Below are 13713 nucleotides of genomic sequence, written 5' to 3'. Positions count from 1 at the left end.
GCTGGAAGCCGGCGCCCAGGCTGTCGAGCGACTGCAGCACCTTCAGCCGCTTCTCGGCCGACAGGGTCAGCTGCTTGTCGGGCGGGGTGGTCAGGTAGGCATAGGCCCGACGCTTGGCCCGGCCGACGCGGCCGCGCAGCTGGTAGAGCTGGGCGATCCCGAAGCGGTCGGCGCGATAGATGATGATGGTGTTGGCGCTCGGGATGTCGAGCCCGCTCTCGACGATGGTGGTCGACAGCAGCACCTCGTACTTGCGCTCATAGAAAGCGCCCATCCGCTCCTCGACCTCGGTCGGGCTCATCTGGCCGTGCGCGGTTACCGCCTTGATCTCGGGCACGAACTTGTGGAGCCAGTCGGACACCGCCTCCATATCGGCGATGCGGGGCACCACGATGAAGCTCTGCCCGCCGCGGTGATGCTCGCGCAGCAGCGCCTCGCGGATCACCATGTCGTCCCATTCCATCACATACGTGCGGACCGCCAGCCGGTCGACCGGAGGGGTCTGGATGGTGGAGAGCTCGCGCAGGCCGGACATCGCCATCTGCAGCGTGCGCGGGATCGGCGTAGCGGTGAGCGTGAGGACGTGGACGTTTGTCCGCAGCGACTTCAACCGCTCCTTGTGGTTCACGCCAAAGCGCTGTTCCTCGTCAACGATGACCAGGCCGAGGCGCTTGAAGTTCAGGCTCTTGGACAGCAGCGCGTGAGTACCGATGACGATATCGATCGTGCCCTCGGCAAGCCCCGCCTTGGTAGCAGTCGCTTCCTTTTCGGGCACCAACCGGGATAGCCTCCCGATGTTGAGCGGGAAGCCGTTGAAGCGCTCGACGAAGCCCGAATAGTGCTGGCGGGCGAGCAAGGTTGTCGGCGCGATCAGCGCAACCTGCTGCCCGGCCATCGCGGCAACGAAAGCGGCGCGCAGCGCGACCTCGGTCTTGCCGAAGCCAACGTCGCCGCAGACGAGGCGGTCCATCGGCTTGCCCTCGGCCAGATCGCCCAGCACATCGTCGATCGCCGCTTCCTGATCCTCGGTTTCTTGCCAGGGGAAACGTTCAGCGAACTGATCGTAAGCGGCCTGCTCAGGCAGCAGCACCGGCGCCTGCCGCAAGGCGCGCTGCGCAGCCGTACGCAGCAATTCGTGAGCGATCTCGCGGATGCGTTCCTTGAGCCGGCTGCGGCGCTTCTGCCAGGCCTCGCCGCCGAGTCGGTCGAGCGCCACCCCATCGCTCTCACTGCCAAAGCGCGAGAGGACGTCTATGTTCTCGACGGGGACATATAGCTTGTCACCGCCGTGATAGACCAGCATCACGCAATCGTGCGGGCTCTTGCCCACGGGGATCGATTGCAGGCCTTCGTAGCGCCCGATGCCGTGTTCCATGTGGACGACAAGGTCGCCCGGGGTCAGCGCGGCCAATTCGGCAAGGAAGGCGTCGGCGCTCTTGCGGCGCTTCTTGCGGCGGACCAGCCGGTCACCGAGCAAGTCCTGTTCGGTGACCAGTTCGATCTCGCGATTGGAAAACCCGGTTTCCAGCGGCAGGACCAGCGCCACCGGCGAACCCTTGGCGGCAAGGCCAAGCGCTTCCTGCCAGTTGTCCGCCAGCACCGGACCGGGCCGCACAGCCTCGCCGATGATCGCGGCGATGCGCGCGCGGCTGCCATTCGAATAGCAGGCGATGATCGCCTTGCGCTTCTGCGCGGCCTGCCCGGTCAGAAACTTGCCGGCGGCTTCGTAGACATTGTCGCCGCGGGCACGTTCTGGGGCAAAATCGCGGCCTGAGGAGAAGCCGAAGTCGACGGCAGAGGCGCTATCAGGCTGCGCGAAAATGTCCGTCCGGTGTATCGGCAGGCCCGCAATACTACGGTCGAATTCCGCTCGGTTCAAATACAACGCATCAGGCTTGAGCGGACGGTAGGAACCTGGAGCCTTGCCCGAGGTGTCAGTGCGCGCGGCAAAGTAATCGGCGATGTCGGCCAGCCGCTCGTCAGTCGCCCCCTGTGCGGCATTGTCGATCAGCACGAGGTCGTCGGGCGCGAGATGTTCGAACAGCGTGTCCATCCGCTCTTCGAACAGCGGCAGCCAGTGTTCCATGCCCGCAAGCCGCCGGCCGTCGCTCACTGCCTGATACAGCGGGTCCGAAGTGGCATTGGCGCCGAACATCTCGCGATACCGGGTGCGGAAGCGCTTGACGCTGTCCTCGTCCAACAGCGCTTCACTCGCCGGGAGAAGCAGGTGCTCCTCGACAATGCCCGTGGAACGCTGGGTGTTCGGATCGAACAGACGCAGCGTTTCCAGCTCGTCCCCGAAGAAATCGAGCCGCAGTCCGCCTTCAAGCCCCGAGGGGAAGATGTCGAAGATAGACCCGCGCACTGCGAATTCGCCGGCATCAGCCACGGTATCGGTGCGCGAATAGCCCTGCCGCTGAAGCAGCGCGATCAGGCTTTCGCGGCCGATCTCCATACCCGGCTTGAGCAGTCGCACCGATTCGCGAATGCGAAACGGGGTCAGCACGCGTTGGAGCGCGCCGTTGATCGTGGTGACCAGCAATTGCGGCCCGGTGGCCTTGGCCTGCAAGCGGTGCAGGGCGGAAAGGCGGCGCGCACTGACTGACAGCGCCGGGCTGGCGCGGTCATAGGGCAGGCAGTCCCATGCGGGGAATTCGATAACGTCGAGTTCCGGCGCGAAATACTGCGCGGCATCGACAATTGAGCGCATCGCCGCCTCGTCCGGCGCGATGAACACGGCGCGGCCCTTCGCAGCGCGGGCCAGATCGGCGAGCACCAGGGGCTGCGCCCCGCGCGCCACCGAGGACAGGGTGAGGGGGCTGCGGGCCGAAAGGATCTTGTTCAGGTCAGGCATGGTTGGACAGCACGCAGGCAAAAGCAAACGCCCCGCAGGCCGATTCGGGCGTGCGAGGGCAGGGGAAAAGTGCTCCTAGCCAGCCGATTGCCGCTTGTCTCCCCCATGGGCGTTGCCGCACAGACCTTTGCGCAATCAGTCGGCGGGACGAAGGCGGAGAATTTGACTATGAGTGATACACCTTTCCTCAGGCACATGGCGCTGTTCTGGCTCAAGCGGCCCGATTCAGCCGAAGACCGCGCCCGCCTCATCGCCGGCCTCGAAACCCTGCGGGCCATCCCGCAAGTGCGCACGCTGCACATCGGCGTACCGGCGACGACCGAAAACCGCGACGTGGTTGACCATTCGTGGTCGGTTTCCGAATCGATGACTTTCGACAGCCTTGAAGATCAGGCCGCCTACCAGCCCCATCCGCTCCACACTGCGTTCATCGCGGCTTGTGGCGACCTTTGGGAGCGCGTACTGGTCTACGATATTGTCGATGCGCGTTAAGGATCAGCGCGGGATTTCGACGTAATCGAGAAGGCGCATCCGTTCCATCATCGGCCCGGCGTATTCATCTGGCACCGACAGCGTGCCTAGCGCCCAGCCGAGAATATCGACGTCTTCTTCCTCGATCAGCGCCTCAAACCATTCGACCTGACTAACATCCCACTCGCCATGAAACCGGTCGAAATAGCAGCCGATCATGTAATCAGCCTCACGCGTGCCGCGATGCCAGGCGCGAAAGCGCAGGCGTTTCAGTCGATCCTGATCCATTTGCGGGGCACTAGGTCTGGAGGGGCTTTGAGGCAAGGCCATTCCCTCGCTATGAGGCTGAGATGCGTCCCGAACGGCTGAATCCCCTTTTCATTGAAACGACCGCGCTGAAAGGCGTCGGGCCGAACCTTGCCCGCCCGCTGGAGAAGCTGGGCCTGACGCGGGTACGCGATCTGGCTTATCACTTGCCCGAACGCTTCGTGCAGCGTCGCGCCGTGGCCGACCTTGATGAGGCGACCGTGGGAGAGAACGTCGTCGTCGCGGTAACGCCGATCGAATACCGCAGTTCGCCGGGGCGCGGACCGTTCCGCGTGCTGGCGGTGGACGAGCCGGGCAATACCCTCGCGATCACCTATTTCGGGCGCAACACCGGCTGGGCAAAAAAGGCTCTGCCGCTGGGCGAGAAGAAGTGGATTGCCGGGCGGCTCGACCAGTTCGGCCAGCAACTGCAAATGGTCCACCCCGACCATGTCAGCGACGAAAGCGGCGCCCTGCTCGGGGCATTGTGTGAACCGATCTATTCGCTGTCGGATGGTCTCACGCAGGGCCGCGCCGCCGCGTTGGTGCAGCAGGCACTCGGTCATGTCGAGGACTTGCCCGAATGGATCGAGCCGGGCCTGCTGGACCGAATGAAGTGGCCAATCTGGCGTGATGCTCTGTTGCTGGCGCATAAGGGAGAGCACGCGCCAGCGCGCGACCGGCTGGCCTATGACGAACTGCTGGCGAACAGCCTTGCCCTTATGCTGGTGCGCAATGCCAATCGGGCAAAGTCCGGCACGCCGCTGCATGGCGACGGGCGGCTGCGCACGAAGCTGCACCTGCCCTTCGCGCTGACCGGGGCGCAGCGGCGTTCGATCAGCGAAATCGAGGGCGACATGGCACAGGCGGCGCCGATGCTGCGTTTGCTGCAAGGCGATGTCGGTTCGGGCAAGACCGTGGTTGCGCTCGAATCGATGCTGGTCGCAGTGGAGGGCGGGGCGCAGGCAGCGCTGCTTGCTCCCACCGAAATCCTTGCCCGCCAGCACTTCGAAACTCTGCGCCGGATGCTCGCTCCGACCGGGGTCAACATCACGCTGTTCACCGGGCGCGACAAGGGCAAGGCGCGCGAATCGATCCTGATGGGGCTGCTTGATGGCTCGATCGACATCTGCGTCGGCACCCACGCGATCTTTCAGGACGCAGTGGCCTACAAAAATCTCGCCCTCGTGGTGATTGACGAGCAGCACCGCTTCGGCGTCGGCCAGCGGCTGATGCTGGCGCAAAAGGGCAAGCGCACCCCGCATTGCCTGGCCATGACCGCCACGCCGATTCCGCGTACCCTGACCCTGGCACAATATGGCGAGATGGACGTTTCCAAGCTCGATGAAATGCCGCCCGGCAGGCAACCGATCGACACCCGCGTGGTCGTTGTGGAGCGCATGGGCGACGTGATCGGCGCGCTCGCCCGGCATCTTGAAAGCGGCCAGCAGGCCTACTGGGTCTGCCCGATGGTGCGTGAGAACGAGACTGACGATCTTGCCGCCGCAGAGGCGCGCTTTGCCGAACTTCGCGAGCATTTTGGCGACAATGTGGCACTGGTCCACGGACAATTGCGGTCCGAGATCAAGGACGCGGCGATGGAACGCTTCGTGCGCGGCGAGGCGGGGTTGCTGGTCGCAACAACGGTGATCGAGGTCGGCGTCGATGTGCCCAATTCAACCTTGATGGTGATCGAGGCGGCTGAACGCTTCGGCCTCGCCCAGCTACACCAGCTGCGCGGCCGTGTCGGACGGGGCGAGGGCAAGAGCACCTGCCTGCTGCTGCGTGGGTCCGAACTGTCCGAAACCGGGCGCAAGCGGCTTGCCCTGATGCGCGAAACGCAGGACGGCTTCCGCATTGCCGAGGAAGACCTCGACCTGCGCGGCGGCGGTGAACTGCTTGGTACGCGGCAATCGGGTGACACGCCGTTCCGCGTGGCCAGCCTCGAGCAGATCCAGCGCCTCTTGCCGCTAGCCCACGATGATGCGCGTCTGCTGATGGAGCGCGCCAATCAAGACGAGGGGGGCGGCCTGACTGGCGATCGCGGCGAGGCGGCGCGGCTGTTGCTCTACCTGTTCGAACGCGACTGGGGCGTCCAGTTGCTGCGGGGCGGCTGAGATTTTCGCCAGATTGAAATCTTGGGCGACCGCGCTGAAGCGCGAGGTGCTGGTGGTCTGGCTTGCTTCGCGCGATCCACGCACGCCAATTGCGGCAAAGGCCATTGCCGTACTGACGATCGGCTATGCCCTCAGCCCGATTGACCTCATCCCGGATTTCATTCCGGTACTGGGTCTGCTGGATGACATACTGCTGATCCCGGCGGGTGTGTGGCTGGTCCTGCGCCTGCTGCCCAAAGGCTTGCTTGCGGAACTTCGCGAAAAGGCCGTGCAAACGCCGTGGCCGGTGACTCCGAGCTGGGCGGTTGCACTGATCGGCGCGACCTGGCTGCTGCTGGCAGGCGGGATATGCTGGTTCGTCTTGCGCGGTTGAGCAGATCAGACCGAAAGCAGAACCGTATCCGTTTCACGCGGGGCGTCCGGCGCATAGCCGGGAAGCGGATCAAACGGGGCGTCGAGCACTTCGGGCGCGCCAAGGCCAGCGAGCTTGAACTGGCCAAGGCGAGGATCCTCGTCGCTGCGCCAGGTCTTGGCCAGATTGAGGGCAGAGACGAACAGGTCGCCGTGCCGTTCAAACAACAGGTGCGGGGCCAGATCGATGCGAAGGCCGTTGTAATTGGCGGCGAGCAACTTGCGGCGGGCAATCGCTTCCATCACAATCATTCGCGGGTCGGACATCAGGGCTACTCGATAAGTTCACGGGGAGGCTTTGTGCAGTGCACAATAAGGCGCGATGCCAAGCTTGCAAGCCTGCCGGTGGCCGGCTGGCGATCATTTGCAGGTTCGATGGAACGATGTGGTCGGGGAAAGAGGATTCGAACCTCCGGCCCCTGCCTCCCGAAGACAGTGCTCTACCAGGCTGAGCTATTCCCCGACCGATCGTTCACCCGTCCGGACCCGAAAGTCATGGATGGGCAAGGCAGGAGCGCGCCTATAGTGAGGCAATCGCGGGGTGGCAAGCAGGCAATCGCCTCGCTACGAAAGAGTTATGGCCACTATGCTCTCCCCAACCGATTCTCAGCAGAAGCGCGCCGATCCCGGCCACTGGGAGTGGCAATACATCGACTTGATGCGCCGCATCTGGGAGCATGGCGACGAGCGGATCGACCGTACCGGGGTGGGCACGCGCTCAGTTTTCGGGGCACAGATTCGCTTTGACCTGACCGGAGGCGCGATGCCGCTGCTCACCACCAAGCGCGTTTACTGGAAGACCGCAACGCGCGAATTGCTATGGTTTCTCACCGGTGACACCAACATCCGCCACCTCTGCGCGCAGGGCGTCGAGATCTGGACCGACTGGCCGCTCGATCGCTATCGCAAGGCCACTGGCAGCGATATTTCCCGCGCCGATTTCTCGCGCAGGATAGTCGAAGACGCCGATTTCGCTGCAGAGTGGGGCGATCTAGGGCCGGTTTACGGCAAGCAATGGGTCGATTGGCCGACCTATCAGCCGAACGGAGACGGCACCTTCTCAGCTGGGCCGGGTATCAATCAGGTTGCGCATGTCGTGGAGAGCCTGAAGTCCAACCCCGGCAGCCGCCGCCACATCATCGAAGGCTGGAACGTCGCGGAACTCGACGCGATGGCCTTGCCGCCGTGCCACAAGACTTACCAGTTCCATGTCTCCGGCAACCGGCTTTCCGGTCTGCTCTATCAGCGGTCCTGTGATCTGGGCCTCGGTTTCGCCTTCAACATGTGGAGCCTTGCCCTGCTAACCCGAATGCTGGCGCAGCAGGCCGGGTTGGAACCCGGCGAGGCGGTCTGGATGGGCGGGGACGTCCACCTTTACCTCAATCACCGCGCTCTGGTTGAAGAGCAACTTACCCGCGGACCTTCGGGGGAAGCGCGACTTGAAATTGTTCGCCAGCCGGCTTCCATGTTCGAATATTGCATCGAAGATTTCGCAGTCATGGGATACGCCCCGCAGGCGCATATCGCCGCACCAGTTGCCGTTTGACTCGCGCTGCAGGTTAGTTGACGATGAAACCGGTTTGAAATATTATGTCTCTGACGTAAAACTTTGCATCACGGGCTGCCGTGACGCGGGAGAGCTGGAATCATGACGCAAGGTCGGAAAACTCTGGCGCGGGGCGGCAATCGTCCACCGCTCGAATTCTATGTGCCCGAACCCAAGTTCCGGCCCGGCGACCCGGTCGATTTTGTCCATGTGAACATCCCGCCCGCAGGCGCGCAGCCCCGTCCCGACGAGGGTTGTCCGGCGATCGAGACGAGTCCGCTTTGCTACGATCTTGTTCGCGTGCTGGGTGAGGATCATCAGGCCGTAGGCCCGTGGAACCCCCGCCTGGACGCCGATACCTTGCGTGAAATGCTGCGCGTCATGGCGCGTACCCGCGCATTCGATGACCGGATGTACCGCGGCCAACGGCAGGGCAAGACCAGCTTCTATATGAAGTGCACAGGCGAAGAGGCAACCAGCGTTGCCTCTGCCTTTGCACTGGCTGCCGATGACATGGTTTTTCCGTCATACCGCCAGCAGGGCATCCTGCTCGCGCGCGGCTATCCGATGGTTGAGATGATCAACCAGATCTACTCGAATCGCGCCGACCGGCTAAAGGGCCGCCAGCTGCCGATCATGTATTCGGCCCGCGATTACGGCTTCTTCACGATCAGCGGCAACCTCGCCACCCAGTTCCCGCAGGCGGTAGGCTGGGCGCTTGCCAGTGCGTCAAAGGGCGACAGCCGTATTGCCACCAGCTTCATCGGAGACGGATCGAGCGCCGAGGGCGATTTCCACGCGGCGATGACCTTTGCCACGGTCTATAACGCACCGGTCATCCTCAACATCGTCAACAACCAATGGGCTATTTCCAGCTTTTCCGGGTTCGCTGGCGCCGAACGCACGACATTTGCCGCGCGCGCAATTGGTTATGGCATGGCGGGGCTGCGAGTGGACGGTAACGACGCGCTTGCCGTCTATGCGGCAACCCAGTGGGCCGCCAACCGCGCGCGCTCCAACCAGGGCCCGACCCTGATCGAGCACTTCACATACCGCGCCGAAGGCCACTCGACCTCCGACGATCCCGGCCAGTACCGCTCCGCGCGCGAGGCTGAGGCCTGGCCGCTGGGCGATCCGATCAACCGCCTCAAGAACCATCTCTGCGCCATCGGCGAATGGACCGACGAGCAGCACGAGGCGATGGACCGCGAACTCGCCGAGGAAGTGAAAGCCGCTACCAAGGAAGCCGAAAAGAACGGTATCCTCGGCCACGGGCTCCACCATCCCTTCCACACCATGTTCGAAGACGTTTACGAGGAACTGCCGTGGAACCTGAAGGAGCAATCCGAACAGGCAATCCGTGAGCGCCGGATCAAATGGCCGACCTGGAAGGAGTACGAAAAGTGAGCGTCGAGGAAGCGGCCCTGAGCCTCGCCAACGCGCCTTCGAAGCGCATGAACATGATCGAGGCGATCAACGACGCGCTCGACATCATGATGGCTCGCGATCCCGATGTGGTGATCATGGGCGAGGACGTCGGCTATTTCGGCGGCGTGTTCCGCGCCACGCATGGCTTGCAGAAGAAGTTCGGCAAGAACCGGGTGTTCGATACGCCGATCAACGAATGCGGCATCATCGGCGCGGCGGTTGGCATGGCGGCCTATGGCCTGCGCCCCGTGCCGGAAATCCAGTTCGCCGACTATATCTATCCCGGCTATGACCAGCTCGTGTCGGAAGCCGCGCGCCTGCGCTATCGGTCGGCGGGCGAATTCATCGCCCCGATCACCGTGCGTTCGCCCTTTGGTGGCGGCATCTTCGGCGGACAGACCCACAGCCAGAGCCCCGAGGCGCTGTTCACCCATGTGGCGGGCCTCAAGGTCGTGATCCCGTCCACGCCGCACGATGCCAAGGGCCTGTTGATTGCCGCTATCGAGGATAACGATCCGGTGATCTTCTTCGAACCCAAGCGAATCTACAACGGACCGTTCGACGGCTATTACGACAAGCCGGTAAAGCCGTGGAACACTCACCCGGACAGCGTTGTTCCGGAGGGCTATTATTCGATACCCTTGGGCAAGGCGCGCACCGTTCGTGAAGGCGACGCCATGACCGTACTATCCTACGGCACGATGGTTCACGTCGCCGCTGCCGTCTGCGCCGAGAAGGGCGTCGATGCCGATATCATCGACCTCAGAACGCTTGTGCCACTTGATATTGAGGCTGTTGAAAGGTCTGTGGAAAAGACCGGCAGATGTATGATCATCCACGAGGCGACCCGCACCTCCGGCTTTGGTGCCGAGCTCTCCGCACTAGTGCAGGAGCGCTGCTTCTACCACCTCGAAGCGCCGATCGAGCGCGTAACCGGGTTCGACACGCCCTATCCGCACAGCCTTGAATGGGCCTATTTTCCAGGCCCGGTGCGCATTGGTGAGGCCATTGACCGTCTGCTGGGAGCCGAATGATGGGCACATACACGTTCAAATTGCCTGACATCGGAGAAGGCATCGCCGAGGCTGAAATCGTCGCCTGGCATGTCAAGGTAGGCGACCGGATCGAGGAAGACGGCCGCATAGCCGACATGATGACCGACAAGGCGACGGTCGAAATGGAGAGCCCGGTTGCGGGCATCGTGATTCAGGTCGCGGGTGAAGAAGGCGATGTCGTCGCCATCGGCGCGCCGCTGGTCGTGATTGAAGTCGAAGGGGAAGGGGAGGCTGACGCTGCTCCTGCAACCCCACAGGCAAAAGCCCAGATCGAAGCGGAAACGCCGGGCATGGAAGAGGTAAATGCATCGCCTCCGCCGCCCGCGCCAGTCCCGCTGTCCGCCGCTCCTGAGCCGGTGAAGGTCGCGCCACAGCCTGCCCCTGCTTCTAGCCCTAAGCAGTCCGCAGCTCCCGTCGGCAATTCCAAGGTTCAGGCCAGCCCTGCGGTTCGTGCCCGCGCCGCCGAACTCGGCATCGACCTTGGCGATATTCGACCGGCCGAAGGTTCCCGCCTGCGCCATTCCGATCTTGACGCATTCCTCGCTTACAGCGGCACCGGTGGCTACCGCGCGCCGGGGCTTCATGGGCAGGACCAGCAGGTCAAGGTCATCGGCCTGCGCCGCCGTATTGCCGACAACATGGCGGCTTCGAAGCGCAATATCCCGCACTTTTCGTATGTCGAGGAATGCGATGTCACCGCGCTCGAACAGATGCGCGTGCAGCTTAACGCCAATCGCGGGGCCAAGCCCAAACTTACGATGCTGCCATTGCTGATCACCGCCATTTGTAAAGCCGTGCCCCAGTTCCCGATGATCAATGCCCGCTTTGACGACGAAGCCGGCGTCGTGACGCGCTATGCCGCAGTCCACCTTGGCATGGCGGCGCAGACCCCTGCTGGCCTCATGGTTCCGGTGATCCGCAACGCGCAGGACCGCAACCTTTGGCAGCTTGCGCAGGAAGTCGTGCGCCTGGCCGAAGCCGCCCGCGATGGCACGGCAAAAAGTGAGGAACTGTCCGGTTCCACCATGACGCTAACCTCGCTCGGCCCGCTGGGCGGCGTGGCGCATACGCCGGTGATCAACCGTCCGGAAGTCGCGATTCTCGGCCCGAACCGCATTGTCGAACGGCCGATGTTCGTCTCCGATGGCATGGGCGGTGAGCGCATCGAAAAGCGCAAGATCATGAACATCTCGATCTCGTGCGACCACCGCGTGGTTGACGGATGGGATGCGGCGAGCTTTGTTCAGGCGGTGAAGAATCTGCTGGAAACGCCGGTGCTGTTGCTGGCGAACTGACGAACAGGGGAAGACCTGCCATGGCGACGCTCGATCCACGGTTCGACGATTACATCGCCAAGGCCGCCCCATTTGCCCAGCCAATCCTGCAGCACATTCGCAAGGTTGTGCACGAGGCTGTTCCCGATCTTGTTGAGACGATCAAGTGGTCGATGCCGCACTTCATGCACAATGGTAAGATCCTCGCCGGGATGGCGGCGTTCAAGGCGCATTGTGCGATGATGATCCATGGCGATGGCCGGCAGGGCGATGCGATGGGGCAATACGGCAAGCTGACGGGAATTGCGGATCTGCCGGGCGACAATGAGCTTAAGTCCAAGATTGTTGCCGCCAGCGAACGGATCGCTTCGGAAGGCACCGCGCTCCGCAAGATGCCGGCTGGCACCAAGAAGGACGCCAAGCCGGAACTGCCGTTGCCGCCCGCATTTGTTGCAGCGCTGGATGCTAGTCCGTCGGCGAAGGCAGCGCTTGATGCTTTCGCTCCCTCACACCGCCGCGAATATGTTCAGTGGATCGCCGAAGCCAAGGCCGATGCCACGCGCGACCGGCGCATTGCCCAGGCCATCGAATGGCTCAGCGAAGGCAAGAAGCGTAACTGGAAGTACGAGGGCTGCTGATCAGCGCACAATCGCGCTGTAGGCGATCCGGCCTGAGGCATCGCTCGACTGAATGCGCCAGCGCACATGGGTCACGTCCTCGGCGGTTACGAAGCGGCGGCCGATTCGCATCAAACCAAGTTTGCCCCAATTGCGGCCGCCGTCGGTTGAAACTTCCTCAGTGTCGCTGGCGCTGCCTTGGTAATAGAGGCCGCGGGGCAGGGCATTGGCGACGGTGAACTGTCCGCCAGGTGCCTCACGCCGCCATGTCAGCACGGTAACCACCCGGTCACCCGGCACCAGCTGGCGGGCGGGTTCGAGGATGCGGGACGCGTCGCGAGCTCGTTCCACAAAGACCGAACTGTCGAGCGCAACGCTGCGAGCTGTCGCAGACCCGGCACAGGCCAAGGCAATAACGCAGCCATAGACTGCGAGAAACGACTTGGAAAACATCGGCGTTCGGCCCCCCAATACGAGCAGGCTTGTCGCAAATTGGCCCCAAGAATTGGTTAACGCGGCTGCACCATGAAACTTTTTAAGCGGCGCGCGCGATTGCTCCGCAAAGCTGTTGACACGTCCGAAACCCTGCCTTAGTGGCGCGGCTCCCAAGTGGCTGCGCGGGTGTAGCTCAGTTGGTTAGAGTGTCGGCCTGTCACGCCGAAGGTCGCGGGTTCGAGCCCCGTCACTCGCGCCACTTGGGAATTTATTCAGGCTTTCCAGCGCCCGGTTTCCATCCAGATGAGAAACCGCCGCAGCGGGAGCAGCCAGACCACTCCTAAGATCAGATAGACCGGGGTCTGCGCCAGAGCGGGCCACGAAGCGATCAGTTGGGGCACATAGCGCGCAATCACAAGCGCATAGACCGCCAAGGCCATTATCAGCAGCAGCACGCCGATGGGGATCCGCCAGGTAGGTTCGGTGCGCATCAGCTTTTGCTCCAGTAGACGCGAGTAGGGGTGACCACGGCATCAAGCGCGCGGTCGTGCGGTTCTGTTGGCAGGCTATCGACGCATTGGGCGTCCCAGCCGAGCCCGATGGTGAGGTTCACCGGGTTGGCCGCAAGCCAGCGATCATAATGCCCGCCGCCCTGACCCAGCCGGTCCCCGTGCGGCGTGAAAGCCACAAGCGGCACGATCAGCGCATCGGGCACTACCGCAGCGGCTTCGCCTGCCGGCTGATCTATGCCCAGAAGCCCTGGTTCAAGCTGGCTGTCGTCAAAGGGATTGTCCCAGATGGCGAATTCCATCGCGCTTTGTCCGGCGATGAAGCGGGGCAGGGCCACGCGCCAGCCGTTCTCATGGAACCAGCTGATCCACCCGCGAGTCGGGGCTTCGTCGCCTTGGGCAATGTAGAACCCCAGCACGGACCTGCCGCTTAACGCCTCGACAACTTCAGCCGGTGGACGATTGAGGATCAGCCCACGCACAGCATCGGGAATGGACGCGACGAATTTCTTGCGCTTCGCTCGCATCTCGCGTCGCAGCGCTTTTTTGTCTTCCAAGGCCGGCTCCTGCGGGAAGGGTGACGGGACCACCATGGGTCGTTGCCGGGGAAATCCACTGACGCGTTCACGTCAGGTGGGGACCATGTGTGCCGGACCAGGGTCCAACCAGGGACAGCCCCCATAGGATTGC

14 protein-coding genes and 2 tRNA genes are annotated in these 13713 nt (G+C 63.1%); 9 read left to right on the top strand and 7 right to left on the bottom strand.

The window, feature by feature from the left end:
* The coding region (mfd, locus tag RMO89_RS12320; RefSeq protein WP_310533424.1) for a transcription-repair coupling factor at positions 1 to 2854 on the bottom strand (2854 nt) is incomplete at its 3' end.
* A gap of 168 nt (positions 2855 to 3022) precedes the next feature.
* Here mfd and RMO89_RS12315 point away from each other — a divergent pair.
* Complete coding sequence (locus RMO89_RS12315; protein WP_310533422.1) at positions 3023 to 3346, top strand: Dabb family protein; 324 nt, start codon at positions 3023 to 3025, stop codon at positions 3344 to 3346.
* A gap of 3 nt (positions 3347 to 3349) precedes the next feature.
* Here RMO89_RS12315 and RMO89_RS12310 read toward each other — a convergent pair whose 3' ends face one another.
* A complete protein-coding gene (locus RMO89_RS12310; protein ID WP_310533420.1) occupies positions 3350 to 3613 on the bottom strand; it encodes a succinate dehydrogenase assembly factor 2 in 264 nt (87 codons plus the stop codon).
* Between the two features lie 62 nt (positions 3614 to 3675).
* Between RMO89_RS12310 and recG the strand changes: the two genes are divergently transcribed.
* Positions 3676 to 5748, top strand: coding sequence for an ATP-dependent DNA helicase RecG (recG, locus tag RMO89_RS12305; RefSeq protein WP_310533418.1), 2073 nt, complete (start codon positions 3676 to 3678; stop codon positions 5746 to 5748).
* A gap of 13 nt (positions 5749 to 5761) precedes the next feature.
* Positions 5762 to 6121 (top strand): DUF1232 domain-containing protein, encoded by a 360-nt coding sequence (locus RMO89_RS12300; protein ID WP_310533416.1) that lies wholly within the window; start codon positions 5762 to 5764, stop codon positions 6119 to 6121.
* A 5-nt stretch (positions 6122 to 6126) separates the two neighbouring features.
* Here RMO89_RS12300 and RMO89_RS12295 read toward each other — a convergent pair whose 3' ends face one another.
* Together RMO89_RS12295 and RMO89_RS12290 are read right to left on the bottom strand one after the other, a co-directional pair.
* A complete protein-coding gene (locus RMO89_RS12295; RefSeq protein WP_310533415.1) occupies positions 6127 to 6426 on the bottom strand; it encodes a hypothetical protein in 300 nt (99 codons plus the stop codon).
* Between the two features lie 119 nt (positions 6427 to 6545).
* Positions 6546 to 6622 (bottom strand) — tRNA-Pro (locus RMO89_RS12290).
* A gap of 114 nt (positions 6623 to 6736) precedes the next feature.
* Here RMO89_RS12290 and thyA point away from each other — a divergent pair.
* The 5 genes from thyA to RMO89_RS12265 all read left to right on the top strand — a co-directional run bounded on the left by thyA (position 6737) and on the right by RMO89_RS12265 (position 12100).
* On the top strand, positions 6737 to 7705 hold the full coding sequence (thyA, locus tag RMO89_RS12285; RefSeq protein ID WP_310533413.1) for a thymidylate synthase: 969 nt from the start codon (positions 6737 to 6739) through the stop codon (positions 7703 to 7705).
* A 102-nt stretch (positions 7706 to 7807) separates the two neighbouring features.
* Positions 7808 to 9112, top strand: coding sequence for a 3-methyl-2-oxobutanoate dehydrogenase (2-methylpropanoyl-transferring) subunit alpha (locus RMO89_RS12280; protein ID WP_310533412.1), 1305 nt, complete (start codon positions 7808 to 7810; stop codon positions 9110 to 9112).
* Between the two features lie 47 nt (positions 9113 to 9159).
* Complete coding sequence (locus RMO89_RS12275; RefSeq protein ID WP_310533426.1) at positions 9160 to 10167, top strand: alpha-ketoacid dehydrogenase subunit beta; 1008 nt, start codon at positions 9160 to 9162, stop codon at positions 10165 to 10167.
* Complete coding sequence (locus RMO89_RS12270) at positions 10167 to 11483, top strand: dihydrolipoamide acetyltransferase family protein (protein ID WP_310533411.1); 1317 nt, start codon at positions 10167 to 10169, stop codon at positions 11481 to 11483. The genes RMO89_RS12275 and RMO89_RS12270 overlap by 1 nt, the downstream gene beginning before the upstream one ends.
* Positions 11484 to 11503: 20 nt before the next feature.
* Positions 11504 to 12100, top strand: a complete 597-nt coding sequence (locus RMO89_RS12265) for a YdeI/OmpD-associated family protein (protein ID WP_310533409.1) — start codon at positions 11504 to 11506, stop codon at positions 12098 to 12100.
* Here RMO89_RS12265 and RMO89_RS12260 read toward each other — a convergent pair whose 3' ends face one another.
* Positions 12101 to 12532 (bottom strand): hypothetical protein, encoded by a 432-nt coding sequence (locus RMO89_RS12260; protein ID WP_310533408.1) that lies wholly within the window; start codon positions 12530 to 12532, stop codon positions 12101 to 12103.
* A gap of 164 nt (positions 12533 to 12696) precedes the next feature.
* Here RMO89_RS12260 and RMO89_RS12255 point away from each other — a divergent pair.
* Positions 12697 to 12773: transfer RNA gene (locus RMO89_RS12255), tRNA-Asp, on the top strand.
* 13 nt (positions 12774 to 12786) lie between these two features.
* On the opposite strand, the gene RMO89_RS12250 is transcribed toward RMO89_RS12255, so the two are convergent.
* Positions 12787 to 13005 (bottom strand): DUF2842 domain-containing protein, encoded by a 219-nt coding sequence (locus RMO89_RS12250; RefSeq protein WP_310533406.1) that lies wholly within the window; start codon positions 13003 to 13005, stop codon positions 12787 to 12789.
* Complete coding sequence (locus RMO89_RS12245) at positions 13005 to 13580, bottom strand: 5-formyltetrahydrofolate cyclo-ligase (RefSeq protein ID WP_310533405.1); 576 nt, start codon at positions 13578 to 13580, stop codon at positions 13005 to 13007. The genes RMO89_RS12250 and RMO89_RS12245 overlap by 1 nt, the downstream gene beginning before the upstream one ends.
* Positions 13581 to 13713 lie beyond the last annotated feature (133 nt).

It is taken from the genome of Novosphingobium sp. (assembly GCF_031424035.1).
Taxonomy (GTDB): domain Bacteria; phylum Pseudomonadota; class Alphaproteobacteria; order Sphingomonadales; family Sphingomonadaceae; genus Novosphingobium.
Note: the sequence above shows the minus strand (reverse complement) of the source record. Positions and strands in the feature narration are given on the sequence as shown.